The sequence below is a fragment of the Variovorax flavidus genome (assembly GCF_030317145.1).
Lineage (GTDB): Bacteria > Pseudomonadota > Gammaproteobacteria > Burkholderiales > Burkholderiaceae_C > Variovorax > Variovorax flavidus.
Genome location: NZ_JASZYE010000001.1, coordinates 14,582 through 33,977 on the forward strand (window position 1 = coordinate 14,582; position 19,396 = coordinate 33,977).

Annotated in this window: 18 protein-coding genes; 10 read left to right on the forward strand and 8 right to left on the reverse strand. The window is 68.0% G+C overall.

Annotated features, from left to right (window positions below; translation table 11 throughout):
• The first annotated feature begins 139 nt into the window (after positions 1-139).
• The 3 genes from imuA to QTH90_RS00085 are packed head-to-tail and all read left to right on the forward strand — an operon-like array spanning position 140 to position 5,676.
• Positions 140-943, forward strand: a complete 804-nt coding sequence (imuA, locus tag QTH90_RS00075; protein WP_286662517.1) for a translesion DNA synthesis-associated protein ImuA — start codon at positions 140-142, stop codon at positions 941-943.
• Positions 909-2,318 carry a Y-family DNA polymerase gene (locus tag QTH90_RS00080; RefSeq protein ID WP_286662518.1) on the forward strand — a complete coding sequence of 470 codons (1,410 nt, stop codon included), beginning with the start codon at positions 909-911 and terminating at the stop codon, positions 2,316-2,318. The genes imuA and QTH90_RS00080 overlap by 35 nt, the downstream gene beginning before the upstream one ends.
• Positions 2,311-5,676: an error-prone DNA polymerase gene (locus QTH90_RS00085; RefSeq protein ID WP_286662519.1), complete on the forward strand. Its 3,366-nt coding sequence runs from the start codon at positions 2,311-2,313 to the stop codon at positions 5,674-5,676. The genes QTH90_RS00080 and QTH90_RS00085 overlap by 8 nt, the downstream gene beginning before the upstream one ends.
• Here the strand turns inward: QTH90_RS00085 and QTH90_RS00090 are convergent.
• The 3 genes from QTH90_RS00090 to QTH90_RS00100 are packed head-to-tail and all read right to left on the reverse strand — an operon-like array spanning position 5,673 to position 7,919.
• A complete protein-coding gene (locus QTH90_RS00090) occupies positions 5,673-6,656 on the reverse strand; it encodes a S1C family serine protease (protein ID WP_286662520.1) in 984 nt (327 codons plus the stop codon). The genes QTH90_RS00085 and QTH90_RS00090 overlap by 4 nt on opposite strands.
• 7 nt (positions 6,657-6,663) lie before the next feature.
• Positions 6,664-7,011, reverse strand: coding sequence for a response regulator transcription factor (locus QTH90_RS00095; protein ID WP_286662521.1), 348 nt, complete (start codon positions 7,009-7,011; stop codon positions 6,664-6,666).
• A 26-nt stretch (positions 7,012-7,037) separates the two neighbouring features.
• Positions 7,038-7,919, reverse strand: a complete 882-nt coding sequence (locus QTH90_RS00100) for a S1C family serine protease (RefSeq protein WP_286662522.1) — start codon at positions 7,917-7,919, stop codon at positions 7,038-7,040.
• Positions 7,920-8,008: 89 nt separating this feature from the next.
• Between QTH90_RS00100 and QTH90_RS00105 the strand changes: the two genes are divergently transcribed.
• The 3 genes from QTH90_RS00105 (at position 8,009) to nadA (ending at position 10,498) form a co-directional block, all read left to right on the forward strand.
• The gene (locus QTH90_RS00105; protein ID WP_286662523.1) at positions 8,009-8,392 is read left to right on the forward strand and encodes a hypothetical protein; all 384 of its coding nucleotides are present in this window, start codon (positions 8,009-8,011) and stop codon (positions 8,390-8,392) included.
• Positions 8,393-8,494: 102 nt separating this feature from the next.
• Positions 8,495-9,370 carry a carboxylating nicotinate-nucleotide diphosphorylase gene (gene nadC / locus QTH90_RS00110; RefSeq protein WP_286662524.1) on the forward strand — a complete coding sequence of 292 codons (876 nt, stop codon included), beginning with the start codon at positions 8,495-8,497 and terminating at the stop codon, positions 9,368-9,370.
• A gap of 3 nt (positions 9,371-9,373) precedes the next feature.
• Positions 9,374-10,498, forward strand: coding sequence for a quinolinate synthase NadA (nadA, locus tag QTH90_RS00115; protein WP_286662525.1), 1,125 nt, complete (start codon positions 9,374-9,376; stop codon positions 10,496-10,498).
• Positions 10,499-10,524: 26 nt separating this feature from the next.
• Here nadA and panC read toward each other — a convergent pair whose 3' ends face one another.
• The 3 genes from panC to QTH90_RS00130 all read right to left on the reverse strand — a co-directional run bounded on the left by panC (position 10,525) and on the right by QTH90_RS00130 (position 13,166).
• Positions 10,525-11,361 (reverse strand): pantoate--beta-alanine ligase, encoded by an 837-nt coding sequence (gene panC, locus QTH90_RS00120; protein ID WP_286662526.1) that lies wholly within the window; start codon positions 11,359-11,361, stop codon positions 10,525-10,527.
• Between the two features lie 48 nt (positions 11,362-11,409).
• Positions 11,410-12,294 carry a 3-methyl-2-oxobutanoate hydroxymethyltransferase gene (panB, locus tag QTH90_RS00125; RefSeq protein WP_286662527.1) on the reverse strand — a complete coding sequence of 295 codons (885 nt, stop codon included), beginning with the start codon at positions 12,292-12,294 and terminating at the stop codon, positions 11,410-11,412.
• A 101-nt stretch (positions 12,295-12,395) separates the two neighbouring features.
• Positions 12,396-13,166: a bestrophin-like domain gene (locus QTH90_RS00130; RefSeq protein WP_286662528.1), complete on the reverse strand. Its 771-nt coding sequence runs from the start codon at positions 13,164-13,166 to the stop codon at positions 12,396-12,398.
• Between the two features lie 209 nt (positions 13,167-13,375).
• On the opposite strand from QTH90_RS00130, the gene QTH90_RS00135 reads away from it, so the two are divergent.
• A complete protein-coding gene (locus tag QTH90_RS00135; RefSeq protein WP_286662529.1) occupies positions 13,376-13,564 on the forward strand; it encodes a hypothetical protein in 189 nt (62 codons plus the stop codon).
• Positions 13,565-13,570: 6 nt separating this feature from the next.
• Here the strand turns inward: QTH90_RS00135 and QTH90_RS00140 are convergent, their stop codons facing one another.
• Positions 13,571-14,617, reverse strand: coding sequence for a DMT family transporter (locus QTH90_RS00140; protein ID WP_286662530.1), 1,047 nt, complete (start codon positions 14,615-14,617; stop codon positions 13,571-13,573).
• A gap of 71 nt (positions 14,618-14,688) precedes the next feature.
• Here QTH90_RS00140 and QTH90_RS00145 point away from each other — a divergent pair, with 71 nt between their 5' ends.
• Positions 14,689-15,567, forward strand: a complete 879-nt coding sequence (locus QTH90_RS00145; RefSeq protein ID WP_286662531.1) for a LysR family transcriptional regulator — start codon at positions 14,689-14,691, stop codon at positions 15,565-15,567.
• 7 nt (positions 15,568-15,574) lie between these two features.
• Here the strand turns inward: QTH90_RS00145 and QTH90_RS00150 are convergent, their stop codons facing one another.
• Positions 15,575-16,717, reverse strand: a complete 1,143-nt coding sequence (locus QTH90_RS00150) for an NAD(P)/FAD-dependent oxidoreductase (RefSeq protein ID WP_286662532.1) — start codon at positions 16,715-16,717, stop codon at positions 15,575-15,577.
• A gap of 98 nt (positions 16,718-16,815) precedes the next feature.
• Between QTH90_RS00150 and QTH90_RS00155 the strand changes: the two genes are divergently transcribed.
• Positions 16,816-17,733, forward strand: coding sequence for a hypothetical protein (locus tag QTH90_RS00155; RefSeq protein WP_286662533.1), 918 nt, complete (start codon positions 16,816-16,818; stop codon positions 17,731-17,733).
• 111 nt (positions 17,734-17,844) lie between these two features.
• On the forward strand, positions 17,845-19,359 hold the full coding sequence (locus tag QTH90_RS00160; protein WP_286662534.1) for a DUF3300 domain-containing protein: 1,515 nt from the start codon (positions 17,845-17,847) through the stop codon (positions 19,357-19,359).
• Positions 19,360-19,396: the final 37 nt, after the last annotated feature.

Here is a 19,396-nt window from a genome sequence, read left to right on the forward strand (position 1 = left end):
GTGGGGCAGGGTGCGCATGGCTGGCTTCGGTTCGGTGGCTGCGCACGATGCTGCCGATAACCGCTGTGGTCGGCAAGGAAATTAAAGATTGCTGACAGAGATCGGAAATACTGTATAAAAATACAGTCATCCGATCATCATGGGCCTCCCTTTCTCCGACCCCTTTTCACCCTCCGCACGCCACAAGGTCTGGCGCGGGGATGAACTGGGCATGGCCGATGCGCAGGTCATCGGCAGCGGCCACGCCGCGCTCGATGCGCAGCTGCCCGGTGGCGGCTGGCCGGTCGGGGCGATGACCGAGCTGCTGCAGTCCACGCCCGAGGCGCATTCGTGGCAGCTGCTGTTGCCGGCCCTGGCGCAAGCGGTGCGGGGCGACACGGGGCCGGTGGCGCTGATCGGTGCGCCCCAAGAACCCTTCGGCCCCTCGCTGGCGGCGCACGGCTTGCCGGTCGAATCCTTGCTGTGGATTCGCAGCGAGGCGGCCGCTGCACGGCTCTGGGCGTGCGAACAGGCGCTGCGCTGCGCCGACGTGGCTGCCGTGCTGGCGTGGCTGCCGCAGGCGCGCGTGAGCGATCTGCGGCGGCTGCAGCTCGCGGCGGCGCAGCACGACTCCCTCCTGTTCGTGCTCCGGCCCGCGGCGTCGGCGTCTTCCACGTCGCCGGCCCGCTTGCGCCTGCAGGTGACGCTCAGCGAGGAGGACCGGTCGCGGCTCGACGTCCACATCCTCAAGCGCCGCGGCCCGCCCTTGGCCTCGCCCATCCAGCTACCGGCATGCAGCGAACGCATGACCGCGCTGCTGGCGGCAAGCCGGCTCCGGCGCAAGTTGCGCCATCGGCAGGAAGGCGTGCCGCAGGCCAGCGACAACACAGCCACGGTGGTGTGCATCGACCTCCACCAGGGAAAACGACATGCACTGGATCGCATTGCACTGGCTGCAGCCTGAGGCGGAGACGCCCATGCCGCCCATGCCTTCCGACGAGGCGCTGGGCTGGTGGGCCCTGCAGTTCACCCCGCGCGTCGCCTGGGTCGACGAGGCACTGCTGCTCGAGGTGTCCGCCTGCGAGCGGCTATGGGGCGGGCGGCTGGCCCTGATGCGCCAGATCGTGAGCCTCAATCCCGCACCGGTGCGTGTGCAGCAGGCGCAGGGCGCGACATGCCTGAGCGCGCTCGCGCGACTGCGGATGTTCGCGCGCGGCGAGAAGCCTCCGGCCGATGTGCCGTCCGGCCTGCCGCTCGACACGCTGAGCGCTGCCCGCGATCACCTCGACGTGCTGGCGCACCTCGGCTGCCGCACCTGGGGCGACGTGGCGGCACTGCCGCGCGGCGGCCTCACGCGGCGTTTCGGAAAGGAACTGCGCTCGGCGCTCGATGCGGCCTACGGCCTGAGGCCTGAAAGCCATTGCTGGCTCACGCTGCCCGATGTGTTCGAGCAGAAGCTCGAACTCCCCGCACTGGCTGAAGGCGCACCCGAACTCATGTGGTCGGCCAACCGCCTGCTGTCGGCGCTGCAGATCTGGCTGCGCGCCCGGCAGCGCGGAGCGCGCGCGCTCGAACTGCAATGGACGCTCGATCTGAAGCGCCTCAACGGCGTGAACCTGCCGCCGCACCAGCACATCACCGTGCGCACCGCCGAGGCCACGCAGGACATGGCCCACTTGCGCCGCCTCATATCCGAAAAACTGGCGCTCACCACGCTCGCCGCGCCCGCGAGCTGGCTGCGGCTGCGTTCGCTCGAAACCGACCCCTGGGCTGGCGCCAGCACGAGCTTCCTGCCCGAGGACAACCGCAAGGGCGACAGGTTCCATGAAATGGTCGAACGGCTCAGCGCACGGCTCGGCCCGCAGCAAGTGCTCGTGCCCACACCACAGGCCGATCACCGGCCCGAGCGCAAGCAGACATGGCAACCCGCCTTGCAAGCAGGCAAGGGCCAGCGCAGCGCCGCCCGTTCGGGAAACACCGTGGAATCGGCTTCGCCGGGCCACCGGTGTTGCCCCCTGCAAGGGGGTGGGCGGCTACACGAAGTGAGCCAACCTGGGGGTGACGCCATCTACCCTGCGTGGCTGCTGCCCGAGCCGCTGCGCCTCGACATGGAAGGCGAGCGCCCGTGCTACCGGGGACCGCTGCGCCGATTGATCGGTCCGCAGCGGGTCGAGGCCGGCTGGTGGGGCGGCGTGGAAGACGGCGGCCGGCCTGCCGTGCGCGACTACTACGTCGCCGAGAGCCCTGAGGCCGGCCTGGTGTGGATCTTTCGCGAGCGTCCGGCCGCTTGCTTCGTTGAAGGCGAGGTGCGCTGGTACCTGCAAGGCCTCTATGCCTGAACTCAGCGACAAGAAGATCCGCGCGCTCACGCTCCCCGCGATGCATGCGTTGCCGAAGCAGCAAGCGCTCGCGCCCGGCCTGCCGGGGTATGCCGAACTGCATTGCCTCACCAACTTCAGCTTCCAGCGCGGCGCGTCCACGCCCGAGGAAATGGTGGAGCGCGCCTATCACCTCGGCTATGCGGCCCTCGCGATCACCGACGAATGCTCGGTGGCCGGCGTGGTGCGTGCGCATGTCGGCCTGCTTGAATTGCCCGCGAAGCTAGAGGCCCACGAGCGCGATTACCCCGAGGAGCCGCCGATCCCGCGCCACCCGGACTTCCGGCTGCTGTTCGGCAGCGAGTTCCGCTTCGAGCGCTTCAAGCTGGTGGTCATTGCCAACGACACCGAAGGCTGGGGCAACCTTTGCGAATTCATCACCGCCGCACGCAACACCGAACTGCCCAAGGGCGAATACCGCGTGAGCTGGGAAGACAGCGACGTCGCCTCGCTGCAGCATTGCCAGATTCTTTTCGTACCTGACCGGAATCCCGGCGGCGCGGTCGATGTCTCCACGTTGCACGAAGACCTGATCGCGGCCCGGACGCTGTTCGGCGGCAACCTCTGGCTGGCTGTCGAGATGCTCAACGAACTCGACGACGACCTCTGGTTCGTCACGCTGGCCGAGGCGGGCGAACAGGCCGGCGTGCCGCTCGTGGCCGCCGGCGACGTGCACATGCATGCACGCGCGCGCAAGCCGCTGCAGGACGTGCTCACCGCCGTGCGCGAAGGCAAGACCGTGGCCGAGTGCGGCTTCGCGCTGCAGTCCAACGCCGAGCGGCACCTGCGGCAGCGCGTGCGGCTGGCGGGGCTCTATACCGACGAGATGCTCGCGAACACGCTCCGGGTGGCGGAGCGCTGCCGCTTCGATCCCGAGGTGATCCGCGAGAACTACAAGTACCCGCTCGAAAGCGTGGGCAACGGGGAGACGCCGGCGCAGACGCTGGTGCGCAAGACCTGGGAGGGCGCGATCCAGCGCTACCCCCCCGAACGGTATGCGTCGGGCATCCCCGAGAAGGTCTGCCGCCAGGTGCAACGCGAGCTTCAGCTGATCCTCGAACTCGAATACGAGATGTTCTTCCTCACGGTCGAGGACATCGTGCGCTTCGCCCGTCAGGAGAAAATCCTTTGCCAGGGCCGCGGCTCCTCGGCCAACTCGGTGGTCTGCTACTGCCTGGGCATCACCGCGATCGCTCCCGACAAAGGCCACCTGCTGTTCGAGCGCTTCCTGAGCCGCCACCGCCGCGAGCCGCCCGACATCGACGTCGACTTCGAGCACCAGCGGCGCGAAGAGGTCATCCAGTACATCTACAAGAAATACGGCCGAGAGCGCGCCGCCATCGCAGCGGTCGTGATCTGCTACCGCTCGCGCAGCGCACTGCGCGACGTGGGCAAGGCGCTCGGCATCGACGCGCGGCTGATCGACGAATTCGCCAAGGACCACTACTGGTTCGACGAAACCGTGCTCGGCGAGCAGCTGAAGGCGGCGGCCGCGCGCGCGGAGGTGCACGAAGACCCGCTCAAGCTGCAGCAGTGGATCGACCTCACATGCCAGCTCAAGGGGTTTCCGCGCCACCTGAGCCAGCACGTCGGCGGCTTCGTGCTCACCCATACGCGGCTCACGCGGCTGGTGCCGGTGGAAAAGGCATCGATGAAGGACCGCTCCGTCATCCAGTGGGAAAAGGACGACCTCGAAGCCATGGGCATGCTCAAGGTCGACGTGCTCGCGCTGGGCATGCTCAGCGCCATCCGTCGCGGGCTCGAACTCATGAACCGCTGGCGCGGCACGACGCTGCAGATGCATCAGATTCCCAACGACGACCGGGAAGTGTTCGACATGATCTGCGATGCCGACACCGTCGGCGTGTTCCAGATCGAGAGCAGGGCGCAGATGTCGATGCTGCCGCGCCTGAAGCCGCGCACCTACGAGGACCTGGTGATCGAGGTGGCGATCGTGCGGCCGGGGCCCATCCAGGGTGGCATGGTGCATCCGTATCTCAAGCAGCGCGAGCGCGTGCGCAAGGGGCTCCCCATCCACTACGAGAAGGACGAACTGCGGCCCGCACTGGAGCGAACCCTGGGCGTGCCGATCTTCCAGGAGCAGGTGATGCAGATTGCCATGGTCGCCGCCGATTTCACCGCGGACGAGGCTGATCAGTTGCGCCGGGCCATGGCCGCATGGAAGCGCAAGGGCGGCCTCGGGAAGTTTCACGACAAGCTCGTGAACGGCATGGTTCGCAAAGGCTACAAGCCCGCCTTTGCCGAAGCGATCTTCAAGCAGGTGATGGGCTTCGGCGATTACGGATTTCCCGAGAGCCATGCCGCGAGCTTTGCCTTGCTGGTCTGCGTCAGCAGCTGGCTCAAGCGCCACGAACCCGCCTGCTTCCTGGCGGCGCTGCTCGATTCGCAGCCGATGGGTTTCTACAGCCCTTCGCAGCTTGTGCAGGACGCGCGGCGCCATGGCGTCGAGGTGCGGCCGGTCGATGTCACGGCAAGCGAATTCGATAGCAGTCTCGAGGCCCGCGAGCCCGATGCGCCGCGCATGCCGGATGGCACCGATGTGCGCCATGCAGGGCGCCTGGGCCATCCGGACCCGCCCGCCGTGCGGCTGGGCCTGCGGATCGTGTCAAGCCTCAGCGAGGCAGGCGCCGGGCGTCTTCTTGCGGCGCGCACGCAGGCACCCTTCACCAGCACCGAAGACCTTGCACTGCGAGCCGAGCTCGACGCCAAGGACATGGCCGCGCTGGCCGCCGCCGATGCGCTGATGTCGCTCTCGGGCCATCGCCGCCAGCAGGTGTGGGACGCCACCGCCCAGCGCCGCGCGCCCGCGTTGCTCAAGGGCGTGCCGATCGACGAGCCCGCCTTGCAGCTGCCCGCCGCGCCCGAGGGCGAGGAAATCCTCGGCGATTACGTCTCGCTGGGCCTCACGCTGCGCCGCCATCCGCTCGCATTGCTGCGCCCGCGGCTCGCCCGCATGAACCTGATGAGCGCGGAACAACTGCGCTCGCTGCCCAGCGGCCAGACCGTGCGCGCCTGCGGCATGGTCAAGGGGCGCCAGCGCCCGCAGACCGCCAAAGGCACCATCTTCGTCACGCTCGAGGACGAGACCGGCAACGTCAACGTGATCGTCTGGAGCCACGTGATCGAGGCCTGGCGCGAACCGCTGCTCAAGTCGACGCTGCTGGCGGTGCAGGGCACCTGGCAGCGCGATGTGGACAGCGGCGGTGAAGTGCGGCATCTGGTCGCGACGGGGTTCAAGGACCTCACGCCGCTGCTGGGGCGCCTGGCGCAGGCCACCAGAAGCCGGGATTTTCACTAGGGCCGTTCCTGCGCCGTCACCTTCCGCGTGACGAGGCGGCCATCGCGCAGCAGCGACACCTCGACAGGCCGACCGATGCGATCCGCGCCCAGCAGGCGCAGCAGGTCATCCGCGCCCCCCACGACCACGTCGTCCAGCGCAATGAGGATGTCGCCCACGCGCAGTCCTGCCAAGTCCGCGGCACCGCCGGCCTGCACTTCGCCGATACGCACGGCGTTGGCGCCCGAATGAACGGCCAGTGCCACGCGCCGTGGAAGCGGCACCGTCTGCGCCGCGATGCCCAGATGCGCGCGCCGCACCCGGCCATGGGCGATGAACTCGCCGATCACGAAGCGCGCCGTGTTGCTCGACACCGCGAACGCAAGTCCCTGCGCGCCCGCGATCATGGCCGTGTTGATGCCCACCACCTGCCCGGACGCGGCCACGAGTGCGCCGCCCGAGTTGCCCGGATTGAGCGCCGCATCGGTCTGGATCACGTCGTCGATGAGGTGCCCGCTCTGCGAGCGCAGCGATCGACCCAGCGCCGACACGATGCCGGCCGTGATGGTCGACTCGAAGCCCAGCGGATTGCCGATGCCCACGACCAGATGGCCGCGCTTGAGCATCTTCGAATCCCCGAGCGTCGCGGTGGCTGCGCCGCGCGGAAGCTCCACGCGCAGTAGCGCGAGATCGGTGGCGGGGTCATCGCCGAGCAGCTCGGCTTCCCTGTCGCCAGCCTCCGCGAGCCCGATGCGCATGCGGCGCGCGCCGCCGACGACGTGGCTGTTGGTGAGCACCAGTCCGTCGCCGGCGATGACCACGCCCGAGCCCAGGCCGCCGCGCCGTCCGGGCGCGCCGCTCTGCACGCGCACCACGGCCGGCCCGACGTTGTCGGCCACCGTTGCAACCGCATGCGAATAGGCGTCGATGAGTGCGTCCTGGTTCAGCTCGGTTGCACTGTCTTCGGCGGAGTTGGGGGAGGGCGTGTGGTCGTCGAACATGGTTCTCTCAGAGATGGATGACACCCTGCCGAACCGCCTGCGCCACCGCATCCGTGCGGCCGGTGGCATCCAGCTTGTCGAGCAGCGAGCCGACATGGAACTTGGCCGTGTGCACCGAAATGCCCAGCCGCCGTGCGATGGCCTTGTTGGATGCGCCCTCGGCCATCAGCGCCAGCACTTCGACTTCGCGCCGGGTCAGCGCCGCATCGGCATCGGCCGCGGGCAAGGTGTCTGCCGGCACGACCGCGACATCGGCCGGCTCGCCGCGCTGGGCGACACGCAGCCCCGGCACGTCCGACAGCGACGCGAGCAGGCGTTCCGACAGCTCTGCATCGGCGATATCGACCGCGATCACGATCGGTTCCGTAACGCCCGTCTTGTTCAATCGGCCGGCCTTTCGCCAATGGTGATCTTCGCCTCGACCGGCTGGCCGGCGCGGCGCAGCGACAGCGTCACGACCGTGCCCACGCTCGCCGGGCCCAGTGCCCGCAGCAGCGCCTGCACGCTGCGCACCGCTTCGCCGTTCCAGGCCACGATGACGTCGCCCTGGTGCAGGCCCGCCTTCGCGGCCGGTCCATCGCGGTCGATGGCCATGACCATTGCGCCGATGCCATCGGGCTCGAGCTTCACCGGCTGGAGGCCGACACCCAGGTAGCCTCGCGGCACCCGGCCGTGCGCGGCGAGCTGCGCGGCGACACGGTCGATCGTCGCGCCCGGAATGACCAGCACCCGCCGGCGTGGGCCGAACACGCTCATGCCGATGGCCCGGCCCTGCGCGTCCAGCGCCAGCCCGCCTTCGGCGATGCGCCGCATGTGGAGTCCGAGTTCGATCCGCGCGTCGATCTCGCCGCCGCGCAGGCTGCGCCAGGCGGGGCCCGACAGCGAGACCACGCCAGCTGCCGCAACCGGTGTGCCCGCGACCGACCCGACCGCGAGCGCGATGGCTCCGGCGCGCACCGGAGCCGGGTCGAACGCGATCGGGGCGGGCGTGCCGCTTTCGATGCGCAACAGGGCGATGTCGGTACCGGCATCGCGTCCGACGAGTTTCGCGCCGGCGCTCGCGCCGTCCGGCAGGCAGACCGTCACTTCCGCGTCGTCTGGCAGCGCCTCGTCGCAGGTGACGACCAGCCCGTCGCGCCAGGCAAATCCGCTGGAGCGCGAACGCCCGGTGTGCACCGCCACCACGCTGCGGGCCGCGCCGGCCACCGCGTCGGCCATTGCCGCGGACAGTTGTTCGAAAGATGAGGACATCGTGTCGGCCATGGGAGCTCCTTAGATGGCTTCATTGTGTGAAGGCACAAGGGGATGGCGCTACTGCCCGGATGGGCAGGGTGTGCATACTGGCTGCTCCGATGAAGCTCGAACCCTTTGTCCGCGTCGACGAAACGCCGTTCTCCGCCTCCAGGGAAGAGGTCGTGCGGATGCGAGGCGTGCCCGCGAGAACATGCCGCAACGGCATCGGTCTCCACGAGATGGACTATGAATCGGTCGTTTTCCGCTTTCAGGACTGCGGCAGGCTGGAGGAAATCACGCTGCAGGCGCCGGTGGTGAATATCGGCAACGTGTCCGTGCCGTTCGCCGCGCTCTCTTCTTTCGTCCGCACGACCGATCCGGCAGCGTTCGAGAAGGCGGGGTTTCTTGTCAGTCCGCGGTTCGGACTGGCCTTCGATCCGGACGAGGAATTCTGGGTTACCGCGCTCGCGGCTCACTGCCTGGATTCGTGGCGCGCCATCTGAGCGCTGCCCGGCGCGAGGCGGAAACTCACGGATCCGCCACTTTCGAGAGCCGTCAAAATGGCGCCTCCAAGACAAGGGAGCGGCTCTCGCAACTCACGACACATGACCAGCTTTTTCGATTTTTCCAGGGCCAGCGTGGCCGAATTGGCGAGCACGGATGCGCGCCGGGCATTGCAGGAGGACGTTGGCGATCACGACCTTACGGCTGGACTGGTGGCGCCGCAGCGGAGGGCCACGGCCCGGGTGCGCACGCGCGAGGCCGCCGTGCTGTGCGGCGCCCCGTGGGTGGAAGCCGTCGTGCGGCAACTCGACCCGCAAGCGCGCGTGACGTGGCATTGCGCGGAGGGCGAGCACTGCACCGCCGATCAGACGGTGCTCGAACTCGCCGGCGACGCGCGCAGCTTGCTCACCGCCGAACGCACCGCACTCAATTTCCTTCAATTGCTGAGCGCCGTGGCGACACGCACCGCCACCTACGTCGATGCGGTCCGCGGTACGCGCGCCCAGATCGTCGATACGCGCAAGACCTTGCCGGGCCTTCGGCTGGCGCAGAAATACGCCGTGCGCACCGGTGGTGGCACGAACCACCGCATCGGCCTCTATGACGCGATCCTGATCAAGGAGAACCACATTGCGGCGGCCGGCGGCGTCAGCGCGGCCCTGCGCGCAGCGGCCGAGGTCGCTGCGCAGGCGAAGTTCGTCGAAATCGAGGTCGAGACGCTCGCCCAACTCGACGAGGCGCTGGCCAACGGCGCCCGCATGGTCCTGCTGGACAACATGGACCTGCCCACCCTGCGCGAAGCCGTGCGCCGCAACGATGTGGCGGGCGACGCACGCGCGGTGCTCGAGATCTCGGGTGGCGTCACGCTCGACAGCATTCGCGCCCTGGCCGAGACCGGCGTCGACCGCATTTCGGTCGGCGCCCTCACCAAGGATGTCAAGGCCATCGATTTCTCGATGCGGTTCCAGGAAGGTTGAGCGATGGCGCACTCACTCATCGGCGTCGACTACGCCCAGCCGATCGCCACCGCGGAAGGCGGTTCCACCTGCGACACCCGCCAGGCCTGGGCCCGTGTGCCGCCCGAGCCCACGGCGGCTGAACGCGACGCCTTGAAAGATCGCATCCGCAGTCTGCTGCGCGAGCGCAATGCGGTGATGGTGTCGCACTATTACGTGCACCCCGATCTGCAGGACCTGGCCGAAGAGACCGGTGGCCTGGTGAGCGATTCGCTCGAGATGGCGCGCTTCGGCCGGGACCATGCCGCGCAGACGCTGGTTGTCTCCGGCGTGCGCTTCATGGGCGAGACGGCGAAGATCCTCTCGCCCGAAAAGCGCGTGCTGATGCCCGACCTGGACGCAACCTGCTCGCTGGATCTCGGCTGCCCGGCCGATGCCTTCAGTGCCTTTTGCGATCAGCATCCGGATCGCACGGTGGTCGTCTACGCCAACACCAGTGCGGCGGTGAAGGCGCGCGCCGACTGGCTCGTGACCTCGGGATGCGCGCTGGACGTGGTGCGGGCCCTGACGGCGCAAGGCCAGAAGATTCTGTGGGCGCCGGACCAGCACCTGGGCGACTACATCCGCCGCGAAACCGGGGCGGACATGGTGAGCTGGCAGGGTGCGTGCATCGTGCACGACGAATTCAAGGCGCTCGAACTGGAACTGCTCAAGAAGGAGCACCCCGCGGCTCGCGTGCTCGTGCACCCGGAATCACCGGCTGAAGTGATTGCGCTGGCCGATGCGGTCGGGTCCACGTCGGCCATTCTGAGCGCCGCGCAACGCATGGATGCGACGGAGTTCATCGTCGCAACCGATACGGGCATGCTGCACAAGCTGCGTACGCTCAACCCGGGCAAGACCTTCATCGCGGCGCCGACATCGGGCAACGGCGCCACGTGCAAGAGCTGTGCGCACTGTCCGTGGATGGCCATGAACGGGCTGGCGGACGTGGCGCGCGTGCTGGAAACGGGTGCGGGCGAGGTCCATGTCGATCCCGCGCTGGGCCTGCGTGCGCGCGTGCCGATCGATCGCATGCTGGACTTCACCGCGAGACTCAAGAGCGGGCTGCCGGCGGGCGCCATGGTCGCCGGCATCGGCGCTGCCTGAGGGCACCCGGCGGCGCCGGGCGCTGGTCAGGTCTGCGCGTTGATCTCGAGGTTGTCGATCAGCCTCGTCGCGCCCAGGCGAGCCGCGGCGAGTGCGACCAGCGGTTCGCCGGGCGAAGGTGCCTGCAGGTCGGAACGTCGCCGCAGCACCAGGTAGTCGGGTTGCCATCCGCGCTCCCGGAGGGCGTCCATTGCGCGCGTCTCGATGGCGTCGAGATCGCGCTCGCCGGAGCGCACCGCCTCGGCCATGTCCCGAAGCGCTTTCGAGAGCTGCACCGCCTCCGCGCGCTCCGGTTCGCTCAGGTAGCCGTTGCGCGACGACAGTGCCAGGCCGTCTTCGGCGCGCATCGTCTCCACGCCCACGATCTCGATCGGCAGCGCGAACTGACGCACCATGTGCCGGATGATCATGAGCTGCTGGTAGTCCTTCTTGCCGAACATGGCCGTGGCCGGTTGCACACAAGAGAAGAGCTTCATCACGACGGTGCAGACCCCGATAAAAAAGCCGGGGCGGAAATGGCCTTCGAGGATGTCGGCCAGCACGGCGTCCGGGTGCACCTTGCAGGTCTGCGGCTCGGGGTAGAGCGCCTTCTCGTCGGGTGCGAACAGCACGTCGCAACCGGCCGCGCGCAACTTCTCGCAATCGCTGTCCCAGGTGCGTGGATAGGTGTCGAAGTCCTCGTGCGGCAGGAACTGGAGGCGGTTGACGAAGATGCTGGCGACCGTGACGTCGCCCAGCGGCTTGGCGCGGCGCACGAGGTCGAGGTGGCCGTCATGCAGATTGCCCATTGTGGGAACGAAGGCGGGACGTCGATGGGAGCCAAGGTGTTCGCGCAACTCGGGAATGGTGCGTGCGATGTACATGGAATGGATCGTGTTCGTTGAAAGGAGCAAGGGAAGACTGCAAGGGCGCTACCACGCGTGCAGGGCGTCGTCCGGAAAGCTGCCGTCCTTCACCGCGCGCACATAGGCTTGCATCGCCTGCGCGATGCCGTCGCTCCCGACCATGAAGTTGCGCACGAACTTCGGCATCTTGCCGAGGTTGATGCCCAGCATGTCGTGCAGCACGAGCACCTGGCCGGCCGTTGCACGCCCGGCACCGATGCCGATGGTCGCGCATCGTGTGAGTTCCTGCGTGAGCGCGGCGGCGAGCGACGCGGGCACCATCTCCAACACCAGCATCGCGGCACCTGCATCCTGCAGTTCGAGTGCCTGTCGGCGCAGCAGTGCGGCTGCCTCGCTCTCCTTGCCTTGCACGCGGTAGCCGCCCAGCGCAAGCACGGTCTGCGGCGTGAGTCCGAGGTGAGCGCACACCGGAAGGCCGCGCTCCACCAGGAAGCGCACCGTGTCCGCGGTCCAGCCGCCGCCTTCGAGCTTCACCATGTGGGCGCCGGCCTGCATCAGCACCGTAGCGCTGCGCAAGGCCTGTTCGCGCGACTCCTGGTAGCTGCCGAAGGGCAGGTCGGAGATGAGCCATGCGGTGCCTTGTACGCGGCGCAATCCGCGCGACACGCTTTCGGTGTGATAGCGCATGGTTTCCAGCGTGACGCCGACGGTGCTGTGCAGTCCCTGGCAGACCATGCCGAGCGAGTCGCCGACCAGCAGGCATTCCACACCCGCAGCATCCGCCATCGCGGCAAAGGTGGCGTCGTAGGCGGTCAGCATCGTGATCTTCTCGCCGCGTGCATGCATGTCTGCCAGGCGCGGAAGGCTCACTGGCTTGCGAAGCGAAGGCGCAGAGGCGGGGGGCAATGTGCCGTAGGGACTTGCCGGGTCCTGGGGGATGAGGGTTGACATGTTGACGGGCTCGAAGCGAAGTGCCGTTCAGCCGACGGAGTGCGCGGCGGACTGTAGCATCGTCCAAATGGACGGCCGCGTTTTGATCGGGCCGCGTCCGGTCAGTTGGTCGCGACCTCCGCCTGTGCGCGAAGAACGGATTTGTTCGACACCCCTACGACACCGGAAAAAGGCGTGTCCAGCTCCAGGATGATGAAGATCGAGCACGCGAAAGCCAGCGCACAAATGCCCAAGGCGACGTTCACGCTTTGATTGATGACCATGAACGCTCCCAATCCGACGTAGATGACCACCACCCATCCGCACACGACGACGAGCAGGGCAGCGGGCACCGAGCTGTCCTCGCGCTCTGAAGTCAGGACCCGGCTTTGCGCGATCTCGGAGGACAACTGCATGGCGCGCGCCTGATACCACTTTTGGGAATCATCGCGCGGCAACATCGACAGGACGGTCTGTTGAAGCTGCGTGATCGCACGCAGGTCTGCGGCATACCTGACATCCTCCAGGCGTCGATCCTTGCGGCGCTGCCGCTCGGTGAGCTGGGCGATCCGATCCAGGATGCCATGCAACTGCTGACGTGCTGGCCGGGACTCTTCCCCGAAGCCCACCAGGGCGCGATCCAGCAGCACGATCGAAGTGGAGAGCTGGACCACTTCCGCCTCCCGTTCATCGAACGATCGTTTCGCGGATGTGATCATGAGGCCGAGGACCAGCGCCAGCAGGGTGGCGAGCATTCCGATTCCGACCTTCGCGGAATCGCGTGCGTCGCTCACGAGGTGGTGCTCCGGCAGCAGCGTCGACAGGCGAACGCCCACCCAGAACCCCATCAGGGTCAAGACGAAAACGAGAGTGGCGACGATGTAGGAGAGCATTGGATGAACCCGGCACGAAGGTCGCCGAATCGGCTTGGACGATGCACTCCCTGACGAAGACGATACCCGCTGTCGGGAAACTGGGGCAAGGATTTTGGCGACGTGCATGGCGCCCGGTGCATTGATGTGCCAGCAGCATCAATGCGGCCCGCCGATTTCATCGAAGCAATCGCGGCTTCGTCCTAGCATCGATGCACGAGGTGGCATTCATGACTCCGAATCATCCAGGTCCGAACATCGATGGTGGCAGCGAGGGCGTCGACCCCATTGCCGAGTTCTTCGTGCAAGGCGCGGCGGACCGGTACAGCGACTGGGATCTCTTCGCGAACATGGCGCACTGGGCCAGCGTTTCGGCCGGCGTCGCGTTGATGATGGCGGCAGGCCTGGGCTTTTTCTAGCGGTGGTCAGGACGTCGCACCACAAACGCCGCTCTTTGGTCGGCGGGCCGATGGAGCGGCACGCACAAGCGGTGCGGCCTGGGCCCGGCTGCCCACTGTGTGAATCAGCAAGGCGCCGACCACCATGGACATCCCGAGCAACTCGTTGCCCGAGGGCAGCTTGCCCAGAGCCACGCTCAGCAACGACGCCGAGACCGGGACGAAATTGAGAAAGGCCGTACCGGTGATGGCTCCGAGGGCACGAACACCGTAGTTGAAGGCCAGCACCGCCACGGCGGAAGAGATCAAGCCGACATAGAGCAGCGCGTGCCATGAAAGGATGAGGCCGTCGGCACTCGGGATGGCCGCAGCGCCCAGGGCGGTGGCGAATGCGGCGCCGAGCGCAAGTACGGGCCACGAGGCAATGACAGTCAATGCGCTGTATTCGATGACGTCGAGCCGGTCCGCAAACTGGGCGGCGCCGCGGGTGTACCAGACCCAGCCCAGCGTGCCTGCGAACGCCACGGCATCGCCAAACATGGTCGATGCCTCGCCGTCACTCCCGTGCGGCGACAGCGCGCCGGAGACGATGACCACGCCCGCCATGGCCAGCAGGCTGGTGAGCAGCGTGGTGCGCGAGGGCCGCACGCCATCGAGTACCCAGCGCAGCAACTGCGTGGTCATCGGCGTGGTGGCCATGATGATCGCGCCATGCGACGGCACGGAATGCGCGAGTCCTGTCAGCAGCATGACGCTGAAGACGCCGAAGCCCGCCGTGCCTCGCACAGCCAGGGGCAGTGCATGGGCGCGCAGCTTGTGCCATGGTCCCATGCCGCGCGGCGCGATCAGCGCGACGAACAGCACGGCCGAGAAGCTGTAGCGAATCAGCGTGAACCAGAAGGGATCCACCTGGTGAAGAACTCCCTTGCTGACGAGGAACATGCCGCCCCATGCGGAGGTGGCGAGCAGCAGCGCGGCGATGCCGAGCGAACGTGAATGGGCGATGGTCATTGAATGGGCCTGCAACGTGGATTCGATGTCCGAAGCATCGGCGCCGGCTCGCTCGCTGACCATTCGTTTCTTTGGACGGGGCTTTCGGCTTTTGCGAATGGCCCGATGCGGCCATCGCGCTCACAATTCGCGGCATGGAGCTTTACCAACTCAAGACCTTCGTTGCGATCGCCCGGGAGGGCAGCCTCACGCGTGCAGCCGAACGCGTCTTCACCAGCGCGCCAGCCGTGAGCGCGCAGCTCAAGGCGCTGGAGGACGAACTGGGCGTCAAGCTCTTCGAACGCACGCCGCGCGGCATGACGCCAACCGAAGCGGGCCTCAGCCTGCTCGAAGAGGCGGAGCGCACGTTGGCCTCTGCGATGCGGATGCGATCGGCGGCCGAGCAGATCCGCGGCGCGGCGCAGGGCGTGGTGCGCTTCGGCACCGTGGTCGACCCGGTCGCACTGCGGTTGGGGGAAGTGCTGGTCAAGCTGGCCGAGCGTCATCCGCATGTGACGCTGCAATTGCAGCAAGGCCTGTCGCACCAGACGCTGGAGGGCGTGCGTCGCGGCGATCTGGACTGCGCCTACGCGCTGAGCGATGTCGAGGAGATCGACGGCCTGACGGTCCAGCGTCTCGGCTCCGTGGATCTGGTGGTGACGCTGCCACCCTCCATCGCGCAGGCGCATCCCACGCTGGGCATCGAAGCGTTAACCAGCTTGCCGTGGGTGGGGACGCCGCCCTCGTGCATCCTGCGCGCGCACCTTGATGGCCTGTTCAACAGCATCGGCCGCGAATATCGCCCGACGACCACGGCCGACAGCGAAAGCGCCATGCGCGCGATGGTTGCCAGCGGCCTGGGCGCGGGCCTGCTGAGGCTCGACCAGGCTGAGCAGGCCGAACGCAACGGCGAGCTGTCGATCTGGCAAGGCTGGCGCTCACACACCTGGCTGTGCTGGGTGGCGCCTGCCGACGGCAGGCGTGCTGCAGCGGTAGATGCCGTGCGCGGCGCGGTGCTGGAGGCTTGGGCCTGAGGCCGAACTACCGCAGTCGAGCCGGCCCCAGCATTTCCGCCGTGATCCCGAAGGACGCCGGATGCGGGGGCACGGGCAGCCCGCGCGCCAACGCGGCACAGGTCTCGCCCATTGCGGCAGAGGTCTGGATGCCGTAGCCGCCTTGGGCTGCAATCCAGAAGAAGCCCGGCGCCTCGTCGTCGAAGCCGCCGACCAGGTCGCCGTCGGACACGAAGGATCGCAGGCCGGCCCAGGTGCGCGCGGGACGGCGAATGGCCAGCGTGGTTGCCTGCTCGATGCGATGGATCGCCATCGCGATGTCCATTTCTTCGGGCTGTACGTCCTGCGGTTCGACCAGGTCCGCATTGGCCGGCGAACCGAGCAGCATTCCGGCGTCGGGCTTGATGTACCACTCCTCGTCAGCGCCATGCACCAGGGGCCACCCGGCAATGTCCATGTTTTCCGGCGGCGCAAAGATGAAGGCTGAGCGCCGGCGTGGTTCGATGCCCAGTGGCTGCACGCCGGCCAGTCGTGCAACGGCGTCGACCCATGCACCGGCGGCATTGAGCACGACCGGGGCTTCATACACCGTCCCCCCGGCGTGCACGCGCCATTGGTCCTGCACGCGCTCCATCGCGGTCACTTCCGCGTCGCACGCCAGCTTGCCGCCTGCCTGCCGCATGCCGCGCAAATAGCCCTGGTGGATGGCATGCACGTCCATGTCGGCGGCGTCGGGTTCGTACACGGCGCCGATCAACTGTTCCGGCCGCAGGGCGGGCACGATGGCGCAAGCCTCTTCGCTGCTCAGTCGCCGCGCGTCGGGCGCCATGGCGTGCAGCACTCGCCAATGTTCTTCAAGCAGGGATGACTGCCCCGGCCCGGCAACCATCATCGCGCCGCGTGGCGTGAGCAAGGGATGTTCGGCGAAGCCCGGCGGCGGATTCTGCAGAAACGCGCGGCTCGCCATCGTGAGCGCGCGCACCTGGGGCGTTCCGTAGCTCTCCATGAAGAGCGCCGCCGAGCGCCCGGTGGAGTGGTAGCCGGGTTGCGCCTCGCGCTCCAGCATGACCACGCGGCCGTGCGGTGCCAGCCAGTACGCAACGGAAGCGCCGGCAATGCCGCCGCCGATGATGAGGAAGTCGGCTTGCACCGTGGAGGGGAGGGAAGTCATGGCCACTGCTGGTTTCGAATGCGGCGCAGTGTAGTGAGAAAACGTGTGGATACAGGTCGCAGGGTTTCGCCCGCTTCGCATTTCGCTAACCTCGCACGATGACTGCAACTGCTTCGCTGCGTGGCGGCGCCGATGCGCCCATCGGCCCGCCGCCACCGGCACCCGATCTGCCGACGCCACCACCCCCGGTCACGCCGCCGCCCGCACCCGCGGTGGACCCGCCGCCTGCGGACCCGCCGCTCGTCGAACCCGGCGCACCGCCGCCCGTCGCCGATCCGCCTCCGGGCGCGGTGGCGCTCGGCCGTGTGCATGCGCGACGGCTGCGCGAGGTCTATCGATCGGCCGGCTGGCCCTGCTGCGACGCCGTCGAGGTCGACCTGCTGGCCGCCGGCCTGCTGGAACGTGTGCGATCCACGCACGGCCACGAAACGCTGCGCGTGACCGATGCAGGCATCGCGCACATCGCGACCAGCCTGGTCGTCAACCGGGCCGTGATGTCGAAGCATGAAACGCTGGTGGAGCAGGTCGCGCGCGAGATGACGCGAGCGGGCCGCGTGGCCTGGCGCGGGCTCAGCCTGCGCGCGCGCCTGCCCGAAGCGGAGGAGGGCGGCAAGGCTCGCTGGTGCATCGCTCGGCCGGACGTGTTCTCCATCCGCAACACCAGCGTCGAGGCGTATGCGCAGCCGATCGTCCACGAGGTCAAGGTCAACCGCGCCGACCTGCTGAGCGATCTGCGCAAGCCCGACAAGCGCGCCGCCTATCTCGATCTGGGCGGCGAATGCTGGTACGTGCTGGGCTGCGACGCGAGAGGGCGGCCTATCGGCGAGCCTGACGAGATCCCGTCCGAATGCGGCGTGCTGATCGCGCAGGAAGGCCGGCTCGTCGTGGCGCGGTCGGCCGTGCACCGCGCACTGCCGCGCCTGCCGTTCTCGGTGTGGATGGCGCTGGCCAAGGCGCAGCCGGTGGCGGGATTCGACGAGGAAAGCCAGGATCTGCTCGGGGAGATCGCTGGCTGATCCTCGTTGCCGGGGCGTGCGCCGCTGCACTTAGGTGCAATAGCCGCGCACAGACGGGCCACTTATGCTGCACGAGCCACGGGGCTGCCCTACCCCGAAACAGGAGGCGATATGCGTGACCTGGCCACCCGACTCGCACGTGCCCTGATGCTCGCCGCAGCGCTCTTCTCTGCGCTGGCGGGCGCGCAGCAGGCGCCGACCTTTTCCAGGGAGCAGCTCGACCAGATGATGGCCCCGATCGCGCTGTACCCTGACTCGTTGCTGTCGCAGGTGCTGATGGCCGCGACCTATCCGGCCGACGTCGCCGACGCCGCGAAATGGTCGAAGGCCAACCCGGACCAGAAGGGCGATGCGGCGCTCAAGATGGTTGCAAACCAGCCTTGGGACCCGAGCGTGCAGTCGCTCGTTGCGTTCCCGCAGGTGCTGCAGATGATGGGCGATCAGCCCGACTGGGTGCAAAACCTGGGTGATGCCTTCCTTGCCTCGTCCAAGGACGTTCTCGACTCGGCCCAGCGGCTCAGGAGCCAGGCGCAGAAGACGGGCAACCTCAAGAGCTCCGAGCAGCAGAAGGTGATCGTCGAGCAGGAGCCGCAGACGCAGCAGACGGTCATCAAGATCGAGCCCGCGAATCCGCAAGTGGTCTACGTGCCCGCCTACAACCCGACCGTGGTGTACGGCGCGTGGCCGTATCCGGCCTATCCGCCTTACTACTACCCGCCGGCACCTTATTACTACCCTGGCGCCGCACTGGCGACAGGTATCGCCTTCGGTGTCGGGGTGGCCGCCACCGCGGCGCTCTGGGGCAACACGAACTGGGGCGGCGGCAACGTCAATGTCAACGTGAACCGCTACAACAGCGTGAACGCCAACCGGCAACTCTCCGCGAACCAGACGAACTTCCAGCACAACGCGGCCAACCGACGCGGCGTGCCGTACCGCGATTCAGCGAGCCGGCAGCAGTTCGGCAAGGATGTTGCCGGCGCAGGCCAGCGCAATGAATTCCGTGGGCGCGACACGGCCCAGGCCGGAACGCGCGACGCACAGCGCCAGCAGGCGCAATCCCAGTTGCAGCAGCGCGGCATGGACCCGGGCCGGGGCCGCGACCAGCTTCGCAACGACCCCGGAACGCGCGATCGGGCTCAGGCGGCTGCGAGAGATACCGGCCGCGATCGAGCCGGTGCAGGCGCCGGTGACCGCGCGGGAGACCGCGTTGGCGACCGCGCTGGTGACCGTGCCGGGGCCCGCCCTGGAGCGGGAGACCGCGGCGGAGCGGGCGACCGTGGCGGCCCGGGCGGGCGCGGCGGTGCCGACCAGGGACTGTCGCGGACACAGCATGGAGGCGGCGACAACGCCTTGCGAGGCGCGGGCGATGCCGGCGGGCAGGCCCGTCAGCAGGCGAGTCGTGGTGATGCGAGTCGTCAGTCCATGGCGCAGAACCGAGGGGGAGGCGGGGGTGCGCACATGGGTGGTGCCGGGGGCGGTGCCCGGGTGAGTTCCGGGGGAGGCGCTGGAGCCCACATGGGCGGCGGAGGCGGTGGCGCGCGAATGGGTGGTGGAGGTGGCGGCGCACGCATGGGCGGAGGCGGTGGGCACGGCGGGGGACGCGGCGGTGGCGGTCGTCGCTGAACGGGAGGCCCACATGACGCAATTCACCTGCTCAGGA